The organism is Streptomyces sp. NPDC050534, assembly GCF_044457745.1.
Classification (GTDB): Bacteria; Actinomycetota; Actinomycetes; order Streptomycetales; family Streptomycetaceae; genus Streptomyces.
Genome location: NZ_JBITHF010000001.1, coordinates 553,276 through 570,516, shown reverse-complemented (window position 1 = coordinate 570,516; position 17,241 = coordinate 553,276). Strand labels below are relative to the sequence as shown.

Genomic DNA, 17,241 nt, shown 5'->3' with positions numbered 1-17,241 from the left:
TCACTGTCGCACCCTTTGCTGCCGGGGATCGAAGGCGTCGCGCAGTCCGTCGCCGATGAAGTTGATGGTCAGGGCGATGGCGATGATGAACGCGCCGGGGATGTAGAAGAGCCAGGGCCGGGTGTCGACCGCCGTCTGCGCCTGGGAGACCAGCAACCCCAGTGAGGTGTCGGGCGGTTGGACGCCGAAGCCGACGAAGGACAGCGCCGTCTCGGTCAGGATGCCGGTGGCCACCAGGATGGTCGCGTTGACGATGATGGGGCCGAGCGCGTTGGGCAGCAGATGCCGGAAGATGATCCGCGCGTCCGAGGCGCCGAGCGCCTTCGCCGCCTCCACGAACTCCTTCTCGCGCAGCGACAGGACCGTGGAGCGCACCACGCGGGACACGTACGCCCAGGTCAGCCCGGCGATGACGGCGGCGATCCAGTACCAGGCGCCGCCGCTGCGGGAGGAGATGACCAGGGCGATCGCGAACAGCGGCAGGGTGAGCACCAGATCGGCGATGCGCATCATGAGCGAGTCGACCGTCCCCCGGTAGAAGCCGGCGACCGCGCCCCAGACGGCACCGACGACGGTGGAGCCGAGGGCGATCAGGAGGGCGATCTTCAGCGAGGTCTGGGTGCCGCGCATGACCTGGGCGTAGGCGTCGTAGCCGGAGGCGTTGGTGCCGAACGGGTGCTTCCAGGAGGGGGGTTGGGAGTTGTCCGGCGTGTACTTCTGGTACGAGTAGTGCCACAGCTGCGGGCCGATGAACGCCCACAGCAGGATCAGCACGAACACGATCAGGCTGACCATCGCGGCCCGGTGCCGCAGGAAGCGGCGCAGCACCAGCTGGGTCTGGCTGCGCTGCCTGACGGTGAACTCCTGGTCTGCGCGCGGCACTTGCGTGCCCGATCCGGGCGCCTCGATGTCAGTCATAGCGGATCCTCGGGTCGAGTACGGCGTAGAGGAGATCGGCGACGAGGTTGAACCCGATGACGACGACGGCGGAGAGCAGCAGCCACGCCATGGTCCGGTAGACGTCGACGGTGGAGGCCGACTCGACGAGCATCTCCCCCATGCCGTGCCACTGGAAGATCGTCTCCGTGATCACCGCGCCGCCCAGGATGATCGCGATGTCGAGCGCGGTGACCGTGGTCAGAGGGATGAGCGCGGTGCGCAGCGCGTGCCGCACCATCACCGTGCGGCGGCGCAGCCCCTTGGCGCGGGCGAGGCGGACGTAGTCGCTGTTGAGGACCTCCAGCATCGAGGCGCGGGTGTAGCGGGTCCAGGAGGCGAAGGAGACCAGGGCCAGGGTGATGGTGGGCAGCACGAGGTGGCCGACGTGGTCGGTGAACTGGTTCCAGGTCGTGTCGACCTCGAGGTAGGGCGACTTCTCGCCGATCGTGCCGAGGAACTGGCTGCCGGTCTGCTCGTTGAACCAGATTCCGGCCTGCTTGAGCAGCACCGCGAACCAGAACACGGGCATGGCGAGGAAGAGGAAGCCGAAGAAGGTGATGGTGTAGTCGGCGGCCGAGTACTGGCGGATCGCGCTGAACACACCGAAGATCACGGCCAGTATGAGGGCGATGATCATCGCGGCGGCGACCAGGGTGATGGTCACCCGGAAGCGGGTGAACAGGTCGTGCCCGATGTCGAGGTTGGGCTGCACGGACGGGCCCCAGTCGCCGTGCAGGACTCCGGTGATCCAGTTCCAGTAGCGCTGCGCTGCCGGCTGGTCCGCGTGGATGTGCCGGGCGAACGCGGCGACGGCCGCCTTGCTCGGCGGCGGCTGCCGCGAGGTCGCGAAGTTGGCGACCGGGTTGCCTGCGTTGACCACGACCAGGAACACGATGAACGTCGACGCGATCAGGACGGGGATCGAGACGAGGATGCGGCGCACGGTGTAGCCGAGCATGCGGTCTCCTCTCGCGGGCCGGTGGGCTGGCTTCGAGGTCGTGTCCGGTCCCGGGGTCGCCGGGACCGGACACGGGAGGGGCGGCCTACTTCTTCAGGCCCCATTCGGCGGTGTTGTACGGCGGCCCCACGTTCGTGGAGTTGTTCCGCATGTTCACGAACCGCGTCTGGACCGCGAGGAACGTCGGCTTCTGGTACAGCGGCAGGACGTAGGCGGCGTTGACCATGATCTTGTCCGCCTGGTTCAGCAGCGAAGCCGCCTTCGACGGATCCGTCTGCCCGATGGCCTCGGAGATCAGGGAGTCGACCTTCTTGTCGCTGTATCCGCCGTAGTTGCCTCCGCCACCGGTGGACCAGTTCTGCTGGGCACCGGAGGTCGGGAAGGGCGCTGCGACCCAGGCGAAGACGATGATGTCGTACTGGTGCCCGGCCAGCACCGTGCCGAGGTCGGCGGCGCCGATCGGCTTGATGTCGACCTTGACGCCCAGGTTCGCGAGGTCGCTCTGCAGGATCTGGCACTCGCTCTGCCGGATCTGGTTGCCGGTGGTGTAGCGGCAGTTGAAGGGTCCGACGGCCTTGCCGTCCGGCGTCTTCAGCGCGGTGCCCACACCGGTGAACTTGGCGTCCGTCAGGTACTTCTTCGCCTTGGCGAGGTCACCGGAGCCCTGTCCGGTGGCGGTCACCAGGTCCTGGTAACCGCTCTGCCCCGGCACGAAGTTGTGGTTGCCGAGCTGCTTCACGCTGGGGTCGAACTGGCCGACGGTCTTGGACACGATGTCCTTGATGCTGATCGCGGTGAACATCGCCTGGCGCAGCGCGGTGTACTTGCCGAGCACCGGGTTGTGCAGGTTGAGGTCGAAGTGCTCCCACTGCAGCCCGTTGCCGATGTTGTAGGTGACGTTGGGGATGGACTTGACCTGGTTGACCAGGTCCACCTCGGGCTGCGGGTAGATGCCCTGGACCTCGTTGTTGCGCAGGGCGGTCGGCTCCTGGGTGGCGTCCGAGATCACCTTGAAGATCAGACGTTGCAGCGTCGGCTTGGTCGCGCCCCACCACTTGGGGTCGGGCTCGAAGGTGCCGTGGTCGTTGTCCGCCCACTGCGTCATCTTGTAGGCGCCCGCCGTCGCGTACTTGGTGGGCGGGTTCTTCTGGAAGTACTGCCAGCCCTGGGTCATCTGGGCGGCCGTCATGTGCGCGGCGTCGCCGGCCTTGGCGCCGGAGACCTTCTCGGCGATGTGCGCCGGATACAACGGGTATCCGCCGCCGAACAGCGACTTCCAGTCGGAGTAGGGCTTGGCCATCACCATGGTGACGGTCCTGCCGCCGTCGGAGGCAGTGAGGGACTTGACGCGGTCGTAGCCGGCCGTGCTCTGCGGCAGGCAGCCCTTGGTCTGGCTGGCGTCACTGGCGGGCGGCGGCGGGCAGTCCTTGCCGTTGTTGGTGCGCCAGTAGTAGGTGAAGTCGTCGGCGCTGATCGGTGTGCCGTCGTTCCACGCCGCCTTCGGGTTGATCTTGTAGACGATGGTCTGCGGGCTGCTGCTGGTCTGCGTCGCCGAGGTCATCAGGTCCTTGTTGAGGGCCACGGTGAAGTCGGGCTGCGGCACGAAGACCTGCGGCAGGACGACCTCGAGGGCCTCGGCGTTCTCGAAGGTGTTGCCGTTGGTGTCCTGCACGTTCCACTGCTGGATGTTCTTCTCCAGCACGTAGGTGAACGTTCCGCCGGACTTGGTGGCCGCGGAGTTGCAGGTGTTGGCCTTGCCCTGGGTGTTGCAGGACGAGAGGCCTGCCGAGCTGTTCTTGCTCGAACCGCCGCCACCGCCGCTGTTGCTGCTGCACGCGGCGAGAGCGAGTACGAGCCCAGCGGCAAGTGTGAGTCCCCTCGTGAGGGCCGATTTTTGCGCGCGCATGTCCCTCCTCCGGCCCGCGGTGACTCCGCGGCCTTGTGGTGGCGGCCGAGCGGCCGCGAGAGGTCTGAGCTGCGCACTGACGCTAGAACTCGCGTGTACCTTCTTCATGTTCCTGTTCATACCGGGATGGCGACAATTCACCCTCGCTTTCCCCTAGGAACCTTTTGGGTAGGGCAAAGTCCCCTGATGGCGGGTCGGTCAGCCGACCGGCACTCCCGCTTCCAGATACAGCGCCGCCCCGCGCTCACGCGCCCGCAGGGCCCAGCGCAGCCGCTCGTAGCGCACCGGCGGCAGAAGGTCGGCGGCCTCCTGCTCGGTGGCGAACCGCCAGTCGCGCAGCTCGGGGCCGGGCAGCAGAAGGCGGGCGGCCTCGGCGGCGTCGAGCCGGCCGCCGTCGAAGAGGAGACGCAGACCGCCGAAGGCGGGCGGTGCCGGCGCCTCCCAGTCGACGACCAGGAGCCGTGGCACGTCGTCGAGGTGGATGCCGGTCTCCTCGGCGACCTCGCGCATGCCGGCGCGGGCGGGGGCCTCACCGGGTTCGACGACGCCGCCGGGGAACTCCCAGCCGGCCTTGTAGGTGGGATCGACCAGCAGAACGCGGTCCTGTTCGTCGAAGAGGAGGACCCCGGAGGCGACGGTCTCGGCGGTGGGCTCGGGCGTCTGGACGATGTCACACACCGCGGCCTCACCACTGCCGACGGCCTTTGCGATGCGCATGGCGGCCTGATACGCCGTCAGCGCACCGGTGTCGACGAGGTGGGCGTCGGCGGTCAGCCAGGTTGCGAGGGCGGTGCGGTACGGCTCGATGTGGTCGTACGACCACTGCCGTACCCGCATCTCCCCGTCCGGCAGGTCAGGCGGTACCTCCCGGCCCGCTATTCGCTCGCGCAGGATCGTTTCCGCCGGGGCGAGCAGGACATGCCGGACCGGGATACGGCGGGCCGCGAGACCCCCGAAGATCTCGTCGCGGTACTCCTGACGCAGCAGGGTCATGGGGATCACGAGGGTCCCGCCGAGCTCGGCCAGCATCGCGGCCGCGGTGTCGATCACGAGCCGGCGCCAGATCGGCAGGTCCTGGAAGTCACCGACCTCGGCGAGGTGCTTGGGCGGCAGCAGGTGCGTGAGCGCCGCGCCGATGACCTCGGGGTCGAAGAGCGTGCTGTTCGGGATCAGTTCGATCAGTTCCCGTGCGGTGGTGGTCTTTCCCGCACCGAACGCGCCGTTGATCCAGACGATCACGGACTCCCCCTCTTCTGTTGGCCCCCTGTGGCTTGCCCGTTCCACCCTGCCATGGAAACCAGGCCCAGTTGAGGGCGCACAAAAGGGGGCGCCGGTGCCCGCCGGGTGCGGGTACACCGGCGCCCGATACTCCGGAGCCCGGCCGTCCGGTCTAGTCGAGAGCCTGGTCGGCGCCGGGGAGGGCGCCGTCGCCGACGGTGTGGGTGACGGTGCCGAGCGTGTCGTCGACCCCGAGGTCGCTCTGGGCCTGGTGATCACCCAGGACCTGGTGGTCCCCGCCGTGCGAGGGGCTGATCGCCGCCACGACGAACCCGGTGGCGAGGGAGGCGATGGCCATCATGCTGCGCTTCTTCATGCCCGGTTCAACTGCCGGACCCGTCCGGGGGTCACGCACGCATCCGCCGGGCCGCCGGCCACGGCACCGACGTCATCGACCTCTCCCTCAGCGTCGGCTCCGCCGCCGGCACCCAACACGATCGAACAACCACTTCCGCCCCCCTTCCAACAGACTCCGACACGTCCTACCGTAAACGCGCAGCGATGACGCGGACATGACGTCATCCCACCTTTCGTGTGTTTCGGAGGAACGTAACGATGCGTCACCTTCACACCCGCACACCCCGTCGAAGAGTCATCGGAGCGTTCACTGCGGGGCTGCTGTGCGCGGCGGGGATCGCCGCGCCGGCCGTCGCGGCGCCCGCTGCGGAGCCCGCCGCGCCCGCCCTGGCCGACGGCCTCGCGCTCACCCCTCCCATGGGCTTCAACAACTGGAACTCCACGCACTGCCGCGCCGAGTTCAACGAGTCCATGGTCAAGGGCATCGCCGACCTCTTCGTCGAGAAGGGCCTCAAGGACGCCGGATACCAGTACGTCAACCTCGACGACTGCTGGGCCCTGCCGAACCGGAACGCGGACGGCAAACTCGTACCGGATCCGGTCCGCTTCCCCGACGGGATCAAGGCGGTCGCCGACTACGTGCACTCCAAGGGCCTCAAGCTCGGCATCTACACCAGCGCGGGCACCAAGACCTGCAACAGCGCCGGATTCCCGGGCGCCCTCGGCCATGAGTACAGCGACGCCCAGCAGTTCGCGGACTGGGGCGTCGACTACCTCAAGTACGACAACTGCAACAACCAGGGCGTGGACGCCAAACAGCGCTACACGACCATGCGCGACGCCCTGAAGGCGACGGGCCGCCCGATCGTCTACAGCATCTGCGAATGGGGCGAGAACAAGCCCTGGGAATGGGCCTCCGGCGTAGGGCACTCGTGGCGCACGACGGGCGACATCAGCGACAGCTGGGGCTCCATGCTGGGAATCCTGAAGCAGAACCTGCCCCTTGCCCCGTACGCCGGACCCGGCCACTGGAACGATCCGGACATGCTGGAGGTCGGCAACGGCGGCATGACGGATACCGAGTACCGCTCGCACTTCTCGATGTGGTCGGTCATGGCCGCCCCGCTGCTCATCGGCTCCGACCTGCGCACGGCCTCCCAGGCGACCTTCGACATCCTCGACAACAAGGAGGTCATCGCCGTCGACCAGGACCCGCTGGGCAAGCAGGGCACGGTCGTCTCGTCCGAGGGCGGGCGCTGGGTCGTCGCCAAGGAGATGAAGGACGGCAGCCGCGCGGTGGCCCTCTTCAACGAGTCGGGCGCCGCCCAGCGCATCGCCACGACCGCCAAGGCCGTGGGCCTGCCCCAGGCACCCGCGTACACCCTGCGCGACCTGTGGCGGCACAAGAGCTACAACACCGCGGGCACGATCTCGGCGACCGTCCCGGCGCACGGAACGGTGCTGGTGCGCGTCTCCGTCGACCGGGGCTGGGCCACACATCCGCCCGCCGTCGAACTCGGCGTCGACGGCAGCCCGTTGATGGTGGCCGGCACGGCGACGACGCTGACGTCCGCCGTCACCGATCTCGGCCGTACGCCCGCCGAGCACGTCTCGGTGCGGATGACGGGCCCCGCCGGATGGACGGTCAAGGCGACCTCGCCGACCACCTCCGCCACCGTGCCGACGGGCCGCTCCTTGCGCACCGCGTGGTCGGTCACCGCACCGGCAGGGACGCCGACCGGCTCGTACGACCTGACCCTCAAGGCGAACTACCGCTCACCAACCGGGACCCGCGCAGACGGCACGGTGCCGTTGACCGCGTCCGTCGTCGTACCACCGCCCTCGGGCACCTCCGGCCTCGGCGACCTGCCCTGGCTGTCGGCCACCAACGGCTACGGGCCGGTCGAGCGCAACACCAGCAACGGCGAGAGTGCCGCGGGCGACGGCCACCCCCTCACGATCGGCGGGGTGGTCTACGGCAAGGGGCTCGGCGTCCACGCGGAGAGTGCCGTCGAGTACTACACCGGCAAGGAGTGCGAGAAGGTCACCGCGGACGTCGGCGTCGACGACGAGAAGGGCGCGAACGGGACCGTCGCCTTCGAGATCTGGGCCGACGGCACCAAGGTCGCCTCGACCGGCGTGCTGACCAACGCGATGCCGGCCCAGCCGCTCACCGCGGACGTGACCGGCGCCCAGGTGGTCCGCCTGGTCGTCACCGACGGCGGCGACGGCATCGACTCCGACCACGCGGACTGGGCGGACGCACAGCTGACCTGCTGAGTCCGTACGAGGGCCCGGCAGCAGGGGTGAACGTTCCTGCGCCGGGCCCCTCGACCGCGCAGGGCTCTCTCAGACCGCAGCCGCGTCCGTCCGCCGGGCGAGCGCGGCCGCGGCCGCACCGACCAGCCCGGCGTCCGTGCCCATCTGCGCCGGCGTGATCTCCAGGCGCTGCACGAAGGACAGCGTCGCGTAGTGGCCGAGGGCCTTGCGCAGGGGCGTGAACAGGACGTCGCCGGCCTTGCCCACTCCCCCGCCGATCACGGCGATGTCTATCTCCACCAGCGTGGCGGTGGCCGCGATGCCGGCGGCCAGCGCCTGCGCGGCGCGCTCGAAGGAGGCCACGGCGACCGGATCGCCGGCCCGGGCGGCGGCGGCCACCGCGGCGGCGGACGTGTCGCCGTCGGAGCCGGGCCGCCAGCCGTTGTCCAGCGCTCGGCGGGCGATGTTGGGGCCGCTCGCGATGCGCTCCACGCAGCCGCGCGAACCGCACGGGCACAGATCGCCGTCCAGATCGACGCTGATGTGACCGATGTGGCCCGCGTTGCCGGTGGGGCCGGGGTGCAACTGGCCGTTGAGGACCAGGCCGCCGCCGACCCCCGTGGAGACCACCATGCACAGCGCGTTGTCGTGGCCGCGGGCGGCACCCTGCCAGTGCTCGGCCGCCGTGATGGCCACGCCGTCGCCGATCAGCTCGACGGGCAGGCCGCCGGCCGCGGCCTGCACCCGCCGCACGAGCGGGTAGTCGCGCCAGCCGGGCACGTTCACCGGGCTCACCGTGCCCGCGGAGGCGTCCACCGGGCCGGCGCTGCCGATGCCGAGGGCCGTGGCGCGTCCCCAGAGGGGCGAGACGGTGAGTTCGCCGAGGACCTCCTCGACCGCGCCCATCACGGTCTCGCCGTCCTGCTGCGCCGGCGTGGCACGCTGCGCACGCACCAGGATCTGGCCGTGGTCGTCCACCAGCGCCCCGGCGATCTTGGTGCCGCCGATGTCGAGCGCGGCCACGAGGTCGGTGTGCATCAGTGTCGGATCTCCCCGTCAAACCATTGGTTCTCCGGACATCCAGGGGAAGTTCCCCCTTCAACCAAGGAGAAGACTGAGCCGGTCTCGCGGTGGGGGCGGAGGCCGGATGTTGCGATGGACAGTCTCTCTTGCATATGACAACGTTGTCCAGGCCCTATGCTCGACGCCACATCCTCATACAAACTCATGGTCGACGCATCCCCCGTGGACGAGACAGGACAGGACAGCGCATCGTGCCCGAGACCGTACGCCGCACAACACCCCTACCAGGAACGCGTTACGGCAACCGTCCGACCATGAAGGACGTGGCGGCACGCGCCGGAGTCGGCCTCAAGACCGTCTCCCGCGTGGTCAACGGCGAGCCCGGTGTGACGCCGGAGACCGAGCGCCGCGTCCAGGAGGCCATCGACGCGCTGGGCTTCCGCCGCAACGACAGCGCGCGCGTGCTGCGCAAGGGCCGCACCGCCAGCATCGGCCTGGTCCTGGAGGATCTCGCCGACCCGTTCTACGGCCCGCTCAGCCGCGCGGTCGAGGAGGTGGCCCGCGCGCACGGCGCCCTGCTGATCAACGGCTCGAGCGCCGAGGACCCGGACCGCGAGCAGGAGCTGGCCCTCGCGCTGTGCGCGCGGCGGGTGGACGGACTGGTGATCATTCCGGCCGGCGGCGACCACCGCTACCTGGAGCCCGAGATCAGGGCGGGTGTCGCCACGGTGTTCGTGGACCGTCCGGCCGGGAAGATCGACGCCGACGTGGTCCTGTCGGACAACTACGGCGGGGCCCGCGACGGCGTGGCCCACCTCATCGCCCACGGCCACCGCCGGATCGGCTTCGTCGGCGACATGCCCCGTATCCACACGGCCGCCGAGCGGCTGCGCGGCTACCGGGCGGCCATGGAGGACGCGGGCATCACGGTGGCGGACTCCTGGATGTCGCTGGGCGTCACGGACCCGCAGCGGGTGCGCCGGGCGACCGAGGAGATGCTCGCCGGGCCCGACCCCGTCACCGCGATCTTCGCGGGCAACAACCGCGTGACGGTCACCGTGGTCCGCGTCCTCGCCGAGCAGAAGCGCCCGGTCGCCCTGGTCGGCTTCGACGACATCGAGCTCGCCGACCTGCTCCAGCCTGGCGTCACCGTCGTCGCCCAGGACGCGGCGGCCCTCGGCCGCACCGCCGCCGACCGCCTCTTCCGCCAGCTCGACGGCGCCCAGCTGCAGCCGGAGCGTATCGAGCTGCCGACCCGGCTCATCACCCGCGGCTCGGGCGAGCTGTCGCCCGCGAACTGAGCGGCCCATGGACGGCCACGCGGACCGCACCCTGGAGGCACTGGGCCTGAACGAGGCCCCGGCCACGGATCCGCTGCGCTACCCGGGCGCCTGGCCCGCGGAGTCCGGACTGCTCGACGGCGACCTGCTGCTGCCGCTGGACCGCCTGGTGCACGAGGACCGTGTCCCGGTCCTCGCGGTCGGCTCCAACGCCTGCCCGGGTCAGCTGCGCCACAAGATGCGGCAGACCGGGATCACCTCGCCCGTCCCGATGGTGCGCACCCGGGTCACCGGCCTCGGCGTCGGTGTCTCCGCCCACGTCAGCCGCTTGGGGTACGTCTCCGCGTCACCGGTCGAAGCTCCCGGCACCGTACGGGAGTTGTTCATCACCTGGCTCGACGCCGAGCAGCTCGCGGTGATCGACGCGAGCGAGGGCGTGCCGCTGCCGTACGGCAACTTCCGGCGGGCCTGGCTGCCCGCGCCGCAGGTGCGGATCGAGCTGGCGGACGGCACGCAGCTGCCCGGCGCGTACGGCTACGTCAACCGGCGCGGGGTCCTGCACAACGGCGCGGGCGTCCCGCGCGGGCATCCCGGACAGCGGGAGCTGATCACCGAACTGCTCACGTCCGTACCGCGGTTGCGGCAGCTGTTCGGCGTCACGCCCGAGGAGTTCTGCGCGCGGGCGAGCGCCGATGCCCGGCTGTGCGAGCTGGGCACCCGGGTGCTCGCCGAGGAGAAGCTGGTCACGACGTCCGGTCTGGAGCGGTTCGTACGCGATCAGCAGACCGGCAGCCCCGGGACGGGCTCGTCGTTGTCGCCGCCCTTGATGTAGACGTCGCTGACGTAGACGTTCGTGTTGCCGCTGTCGTCGTCCGTCCTCGCCCACCAGACGTTGGTCCACTGGCCGTACGTCTCGCGGCGGCCCAGATTCTGCTGGCAGAAGAAGTAGTTGGTGCCCGCGTTGAGCACGCCGGCCTCGGTGCCGGAGGCGGTGTAGGACTTGGCGGTGCGCCAGACGGTGCAGTTGTACTTGCCACCGCCTGTGGACGTGCAGGCCGGGGCCGGGGTGGTGGACCCGCCTCCCCCTGTGCTGCCGCCGCTGCCGGAGCCGCCGGTGCCTCCGCCCGAACCGCCCCCGGACGTAGCGCCCGAGGAGCCGCCCGAGGAGGAGCCGCCGGTCGTGCCGCCGCCGGAGGACTTCGCCGGGGCGGACGAGGAGGCCCGGCCGGTGGGCTCGGAACCGCCCTTCTCGCGGGGAGCTTCGGACCCGGTCGGCGTCTTGCCGCCCTTGTGCTTCGTGGGCTCTGGACCGCCGGAGCGGTCCGCGTCCGTGCGGCCGGTCGTCGCGCCGGAGGCCGGGGCGCTCGTGGCGGACCCGGCCGCCTTGGCGTCGTTCCCTGTGTCCCCCGAGCCGTTGAGCACGGCGACCGTGGTCCCGGCGGCCGCGAGGACGGCGACGACGGCCGCGGCGGCGAGCAGGACGCGCCCTCTGCGGCGGGGCGGGCGCGAGGTGGACGCGGGCCCGGTGGGCGCCGACGCGGAGTACGGGCCCATCGGCCCGGGCGGCCCGAAGCCGGCGGGCGTCGACTGCGCGGTGTACGCGCCGGGACCCTCGCCATGTGCCGCGTGTTCGGCGGGAGTTGCGGGCTGCTCGGGCGCTCCGAACACCGGGAACACGGGCGCGGGCCGTTGCGCCGGGCCGGAGGCTGGCGACTCCGATCCGGCCCCCTGCGCATTTTCGGAGCCTGCCGGACCGAATCCCGGGGGCACCGCGGGCAGGCTGCGTTCCGTCCCGGGCCTCGGGTCCGCGCCCGGGCGCAACGTCGTCGTCGGTGTGTCCGTGCCGCCCATGTCCGCGACCGCCTGCAGCAGTTCGCGCGCCTGCTCGGCCTCCGGGCGGGTCTCGGGCCGCTTGTCCAGGAGCCGCCGGAGCACCGGGCCGAGAGCGCCCGCGCGGCGGGGCTCCGGCAGCGGCTCGGTCACGATCGCGGCGAGCGTCGAGTACGTCGACGTACGGCGGAACGGCGAGGAGCCCTCGACCGCCGCGAACAGCGTGGCGCCCAGGGCCCAGACGTCGGACGCGGGTCCGGGGTCGGCGCCCTGCGCACGCTCCGGGGCCAAGTAGTCCAGGGAGCCGATGATTTCGCCGCTGCGGGTGAGGTGGGTGGCCGAGCCGTCACCCGGGTCGTCCATGGTGGCGATGCCGAAGTCGGTCAGCACGACGCGACCCGAGCGCTCCAGCAGGATGTTGCCGGGCTTGACGTCGCGGTGCAGCACGCCGGCGTGGTGGGCGGCCGCCAGCGCGTCCATCACCTTGGCGCCGAGCCCGGCGGCCTCGCGCACGTCGAGGGTGCCGCGCTCGCGCAGCACGTCGTCCAGGGACGGCCCGTCGACCAGCTCCATGACGATCAGCGGGCGGCCGTCGACCTCCGCCACGTCGTGCACGGCGACGACTCCGGGATGTCGCACCCGGGCCGCCGCGCGGGCCTCCCGCTGCATCCGCAGCCGCAGATCGGCCAGTTCGGGCCCGTCCGCGTCGGTGTAGGTGCGCAGTTCCTTGATCGCGACCTCGCGGCCCAGGACCTCGTCGACGGCTCTCCACACGACGCCCATGCCGCCGCGCCCGAGTTGGGCCACGACCCGATAGCGCCCTGCCAGCAGCCGACCGGTCTCGTCGCCCTGGCCTTGCCCGTTGGAGGTCTCCCCCGAAGACACCGCCGCCCCGTTTCTGTCACACGTCCCTGCGTGCCCTCCACACTACGGGGCGGAGGTGACAGCGCTAGCCGTCGGTGACGGCTGTGACAGCCCCGCTACTTGGCGGAGGCCGTCAGGTCACCGCGCCGGGGCGAGGCGAAGCCCTCCAGGTCCGCCCGGGTCAGACCGGTCAGGCGGGCGACCTCGGCGATGTCGAGGGCGCCGCAGTCCAGGCCGCGCAGCAGATAGCCGCTGAGCGCCTTGGCGGTGGCGGGCTCGTCCATGACGTCGCCGCCGACCCGGTTGGCGTACCGGGCGAGCCGGGCGGCGGCCTGCTCGAACCCCTCGCGGTAGAAGGCGAAGACGGCCGCGTAGCGGGTGGGGATGTGGCCGGGGTGCATGTCCCAGCCCTGGTAGTAGGCGCGGGCGAGCGCGCGGCGGGTGAGGCCGTAGTGCAGGCGCCAGGCGTCGTGCACCTTCGCGGTGGGGCCCACGGGCAGCACGTTGGTCGAGCCGTCCGACACCCGGACGCCCGTGCCGGCCGCGGCGACCTGCATGACCGCCTTGGCGTGGTCGGCGGCGGGGTGGTCGCTCGCCTGGTAGGCGGCGGAGACGCCGAGGCAGGCGCTGTAGTCGAAGGTGCCGTAGTGCAGTCCGGTGGCGCGTCCCTCGGCGGCCTGGATCATGCGGGCGACGGTGGCGGTGCCGTCGGTGGCGAGGATGGACTGGCTGGTCTCGATCTGGATCTCGAAGCCGATCCTGCCGGGCTCGAGCCCGCGCGCCTTCTCGAACTCCTCCAGGAGCCGCACCATCGCGGTGACCTGCTCGGGATAGGTCACCTTGGGCAGGGTCAGCACCAGCCCGCCGGGCAGGCCACCTGCCTCCATCAGGCCGGTGAGGAAGATGTCCAGGGTGCGGATCCCGCGGTCGCGTACGGGAGCCTCCATGCACTTCATGCGGATGCCCATGTACGGGGCCGCGGTGCCCTTCTCGTACGCCTCCGCGATCAGCCGTGCCGCGCGGGCGGCGGACTCGTCCTCCTCGGCGTCGGGGCGGGGACCGTAGCCGTCCTCGAAGTCGACGCGCAGGTCCTCGACGGGCTCGCGCTCCAGCTTGGCCCGCACGCGCGCGTACACGGGCTCGGCGAGGTCGTCGGCGAGGCCGAGGACGGCCGCGAAGGAGGCGGCGTCCGGGGCGTGCTCGTCCAGGGCCGCGAGGGCCCGGTCGCCCCAGGAGCGGATGGTGTCGGCGGCGAAGGCGTCACCGGGGACGTACACGGTGTGGACGGGCTGGCGGGTGCCGGGGTCGCCGGGGTAGCGGCGCTCCAACTCGGCGTCGACCGGGGCGAGGGAGGCGCTGATCTCCTCGCTGACGGCGCCCGCGAGGCTCGTCGCCACCTTCTCCTGCTGGCCCTGACCCATCCCACACCCTCCAAGTTTTCCGCAGTACGGAATCAACAATCCGTAGAATGAAGTTATCCGGGCACCTTCGGGATGGTCAACACCGTGTCCACGGCGAGCGGCGCCCTGATCTCGGCATGTTCACCCTCCTCCCGCCACTGGGTATGACACATCCCAACGCACGACTCTCCTCCCTCAGGACTCGTCCGGCCTCCGCCACCAAGGAGTCTCCGTGCCGAACCACCTCCGAGTCACCCGCCGCCTGGGTCTGAAGGCGGTGCTGGCCGCGGCGGTCACCGTGCCGCTCGCCAGTGCCGCGATCTCCGCCTCGTCCGCCTCGTCGGCCTCGGGCTCGCCGGCCCCGTTCGCCTCCACCTCGACGCGGGGCAGCCGGGCCCCCCGTCTCGAGGTCATGACCTACAACCTGCGCTTCGCCAGCGCCGCCGAACCGAACAGCTGGCGCGACCGCAGACCGGTGATGCGGGACCTACTGCATCGTGCGCACCCTCATGTCCTCGGCACGCAGGAGGGCCTGTACCAGCAACTGCGGGACATCGACTCCGACCTCGGACCGGACTACGACTGGATCGGCACGGGCCGCGAGGGCGGCAGCCGCGACGAGTCCACGGCCATCTTCTACGACACCCGGCGCCTCGCCCCGGTCGAGCACTACACCTTCTGGCTCTCCGACACCCCGGAGGTCATCCGCTCCAACACCTGGGGCGCCGTCTTCCCGCGCATCGTCACCTGGGTCCGCTTCCGCGATCTCGCCGACGGCGGACGGGAGTTCTACGTCCTCAACACGCATTTCGACCACGGGAGCCAGTACGCGCGCGAGCGCAGCGCCCAGCTGCTCGTCGAGCGGATCGGGCAGCTCGACCGCGCGCTGCCGGTGGTGGTGACGGGCGACTTCAACGTGGCCGCGCACTGGAACCCGGTCTACGACACGCTGGTGGGCTCGGGGCTCGTCGACACCTGGGACGCGGCGGAGCAACGGAGCGCCCTCTACGGGACCTTCCACGGCTACAAGGGGCTCACGCCGGACGGCGAGCGCATCGACTGGATCCTCACCACCCCGTGGGTGACGACGCACCGGGCCTCGATCGACACCTTCTCCGAGCACGGCCAGTTCCCCAGCGACCACCTGCCCGTGCGGGCCTCGCTGACCCTGGGATGAGCGGGGCCGGACACGGCGAGGCCCCCGCGACCGTTCGTGCGGTCGCGGGGGCCTCGGCGAGCCGTGAGGCGATCAGCCCTTGCGGGTCTTGACCTCTTCGGTCAGGGCGGGGACGACGTCGAAGAGGTCGCCGACCACGCCGTAGTCGACCAGCTCGAAGATCGGGGCCTCGGCGTCCTTGTTGATGGCCACGATGGTCTTCGAGGTCTGCATGCCGGCCCGGTGCTGGATCGCACCGGAGATGCCGGAGGCGATGTACAGCTGCGGGGAGACCGACTTGCCGGTCTGGCCGACCTGGTTGGTGTGCGGGTACCAGCCGGCGTCCACCGCGGCACGCGAGGCACCGACGGCCGCGCCGAGGGAGTCGGCGAGCGCCTCGATGATCGCGAAGTTCTCCGCGCCGTTGACGCCACGGCCACCGGAGACCACGATCGCGGCCTCGGTCAGCTCCGGACGGCCCGTCGACTCACGCGGCGTACGGCTGGTGACCTTGGTGCCGGTCGCCTTGTCGGAGAAGGAGACGTTCAGGGCCTCGACGCTGCCGGCGGCCGGGGCGGCCTCCACGGCGGCCGAGTTCGGCTTGACCGTGATGACCGGGGTGCCCTTGGAGATGCGGGACTTGGTGGTGAAGGAGGCGGCGAACACCGACTGGGTGGCCACCGGACCCTCGTCGCCGGCCTCCAGGTCGACGGCGTCGGTGATGATGCCGGAGCCGATGCGCAGGGCCAGGCGGGCGGCGATCTCCTTGCCCTCCGCGGAGGACGGGATCAGGACGGCGGCCGGGGAGACGGCCTCGACGGCCGCCTGCAGGGCGTCGACCTTCGGCACGACCAGGTAGTCGGCGTACTCCGACGCCTCGTGCGTGAGGACCTTGACGGCGCCGTGCTCGGCGAGGGCGGCGGCGGTGTCTCCGGCGCCGGCACCGAGGGCGACGGCGACGGGCTCGCCGATGCGGCGGGCCAGCGTCAGCAGCTCCAGGGTGGGCTTGCGGACGGCACCGTCCACGTGATCGACGTAGACGAGAACTTCAGCCATGGGAAGAGAACTCCTTGCGGATGTGCGAAGTCTGAGGGGAGGTGAGCGAGTTGAGCCGCGCGGCTCAGATGAACTTCTGGCTCGCGAGGAACTCGGCGAGCTGCTTGCCGCCCTCGCCCTCGTCCTTGACGATCGTGCCCGCGGTCCGGGCCGGACGCTGGTTCGCGGCCTCGACCTTGGTCCAGGCGCCCTCGAGACCGATCTGGTCGGCCTCGATCTCCAGGTCGGACAGGTCCCAGGACTCCACCGGCTTCTTCTTCGCCGCCATGATGCCCTTGAAGGACGGGTAACGCGCCTCGCCCGACTGGTCGGTGACGGAGACCACGGCCGGGAGGGAGGCTTCGAGCTGCTCGGTGGCGGTGTCGCCGTCGCGGCGGCCCTTGACGGTGCCGTCCTCGACGGAGACCTCGGACAGCAGCGTCACCTGCGGCACACCCAGACGCTCGGCGACCAGCGCCGGGACGACGCCCATGGTGCCGTCGGTGGAGGCCATGCCGGAGACGACCAGGTCGTAGCCGGCCTTCTCGATGGCCTTGGCCAGCACCAGGGAGGTGCCGATGGCGTCGGTGCCGTGCAGGTCGTCGTCCTCGACGTGGATGGCCTTGTCCGCGCCCATCGACAGCGCCTTGCGCAGCGCGTCCTTGGCGTCCTCGGGACCCACGGTCAGGACGGTGATCTCGACGTCGTCGTCCGAGTTCTCGGAGATCTGCAGCGCCTGCTCGACAGCGTATTCGTCGAGCTCGGAGAGCAGACCGTCCACGTCGTCACGGTCGACGGTCAGGTCATCGGCGAAGTGCCGGTCGCCAGTGGCGTCGGGCACGTACTTAACAGTGACAACGATCCTCAAGCTCACGCCGGCTCTCCTACTGCAATCGTCATTTCGGTGCTGTCCAGGTTCAGGCAGCATAGGCGCCTCAAGCGGCCGATCCCGATCGGGGCGACCCGCGCTCCGAGCGAAATATTACTCGTCAGTACACCCAGAACGTTCCCGCTAA

Annotated in this window: 14 protein-coding genes; 4 read left to right on the top strand and 10 right to left on the bottom strand. The window is 70.7% G+C overall.

The features are described 5' to 3' along the window. From ACIBN2_RS02550 to ACIBN2_RS02530, 5 genes are all read right to left on the bottom strand, one after another. Positions 1–918: an ABC transporter permease gene (locus ACIBN2_RS02550; protein ID WP_399132249.1), complete on the bottom strand. Its 918-nt coding sequence runs from the start codon at positions 916–918 to the stop codon at positions 1–3. Continuing rightward, entirely contained in the window at positions 911–1,897 is a 987-nt protein-coding gene (locus tag ACIBN2_RS02545) for an ABC transporter permease (protein WP_399132248.1), read from the bottom strand. The genes ACIBN2_RS02550 and ACIBN2_RS02545 overlap by 8 nt, the downstream gene beginning before the upstream one ends. Positions 1,898–1,982: 85 nt before the next feature. Further along, on the bottom strand, positions 1,983–3,803 hold the full coding sequence (locus ACIBN2_RS02540; protein WP_399132247.1) for an ABC transporter family substrate-binding protein: 1,821 nt from the start codon (positions 3,801–3,803) through the stop codon (positions 1,983–1,985). Between the two features lie 198 nt (positions 3,804–4,001). Further along, complete coding sequence (locus tag ACIBN2_RS02535; protein WP_399132246.1) at positions 4,002–5,042, bottom strand: NUDIX domain-containing protein; 1,041 nt, start codon at positions 5,040–5,042, stop codon at positions 4,002–4,004. A gap of 151 nt (positions 5,043–5,193) precedes the next feature. Beyond that, the gene (locus tag ACIBN2_RS02530) at positions 5,194–5,397 is read right to left on the bottom strand and encodes a hypothetical protein (protein ID WP_399132245.1); all 204 of its coding nucleotides are present in this window, start codon (positions 5,395–5,397) and stop codon (positions 5,194–5,196) included. A gap of 239 nt (positions 5,398–5,636) precedes the next feature. On the opposite strand from ACIBN2_RS02530, the gene ACIBN2_RS02525 reads away from it, so the two are divergent. After that, positions 5,637–7,658 carry an NPCBM/NEW2 domain-containing protein gene (locus ACIBN2_RS02525; RefSeq protein ID WP_399132244.1) on the top strand — a complete coding sequence of 674 codons (2,022 nt, stop codon included), beginning with the start codon at positions 5,637–5,639 and terminating at the stop codon, positions 7,656–7,658. 69 nt (positions 7,659–7,727) lie between these two features. On the opposite strand, the gene ACIBN2_RS02520 is transcribed toward ACIBN2_RS02525, so the two are convergent. After that, entirely contained in the window at positions 7,728–8,675 is a 948-nt protein-coding gene (locus tag ACIBN2_RS02520; protein WP_399132243.1) for an ROK family protein, read from the bottom strand. A 236-nt stretch (positions 8,676–8,911) separates the two neighbouring features. Between ACIBN2_RS02520 and ACIBN2_RS02515 the strand changes: the two genes are divergently transcribed. Together ACIBN2_RS02515 and ACIBN2_RS02510 are read left to right on the top strand one after the other, a co-directional pair. Beyond that, positions 8,912–9,961, top strand: coding sequence for a LacI family DNA-binding transcriptional regulator (locus ACIBN2_RS02515; protein ID WP_399132242.1), 1,050 nt, complete (start codon positions 8,912–8,914; stop codon positions 9,959–9,961). A gap of 7 nt (positions 9,962–9,968) precedes the next feature. Then, positions 9,969–10,772: a hypothetical protein gene (locus ACIBN2_RS02510; protein WP_399132241.1), complete on the top strand. Its 804-nt coding sequence runs from the start codon at positions 9,969–9,971 to the stop codon at positions 10,770–10,772. Here ACIBN2_RS02510 and ACIBN2_RS02505 read toward each other — a convergent pair. Both ACIBN2_RS02505 and ACIBN2_RS02500 read right to left on the bottom strand, forming a co-directional pair. Beyond that, entirely contained in the window at positions 10,718–12,655 is a 1,938-nt protein-coding gene (locus ACIBN2_RS02505; protein ID WP_399132240.1) for a protein kinase, read from the bottom strand. The two genes, ACIBN2_RS02510 and ACIBN2_RS02505, sit on opposite strands and share 55 nt — an antisense overlap. A 95-nt stretch (positions 12,656–12,750) precedes the next feature. Then, entirely contained in the window at positions 12,751–14,055 is a 1,305-nt protein-coding gene (locus ACIBN2_RS02500) for a DUF6986 family protein (protein ID WP_399132239.1), read from the bottom strand. A gap of 211 nt (positions 14,056–14,266) precedes the next feature. Between ACIBN2_RS02500 and ACIBN2_RS02495 the strand changes: the two genes are divergently transcribed. Next, entirely contained in the window at positions 14,267–15,211 is a 945-nt protein-coding gene (locus ACIBN2_RS02495; protein ID WP_399132238.1) for an endonuclease/exonuclease/phosphatase family protein, read from the top strand. A gap of 72 nt (positions 15,212–15,283) precedes the next feature. On the opposite strand, the gene ACIBN2_RS02490 is transcribed toward ACIBN2_RS02495, so the two are convergent. Both ACIBN2_RS02490 and ACIBN2_RS02485 read right to left on the bottom strand, forming a co-directional pair. Then, on the bottom strand, positions 15,284–16,246 hold the full coding sequence (locus ACIBN2_RS02490; protein ID WP_399132237.1) for an electron transfer flavoprotein subunit alpha/FixB family protein: 963 nt from the start codon (positions 16,244–16,246) through the stop codon (positions 15,284–15,286). Positions 16,247–16,310: 64 nt separating this feature from the next. Continuing rightward, positions 16,311–17,099, bottom strand: a complete 789-nt coding sequence (locus tag ACIBN2_RS02485; protein WP_399132236.1) for an electron transfer flavoprotein subunit beta/FixA family protein — start codon at positions 17,097–17,099, stop codon at positions 16,311–16,313. Positions 17,100–17,241 lie beyond the last annotated feature (142 nt).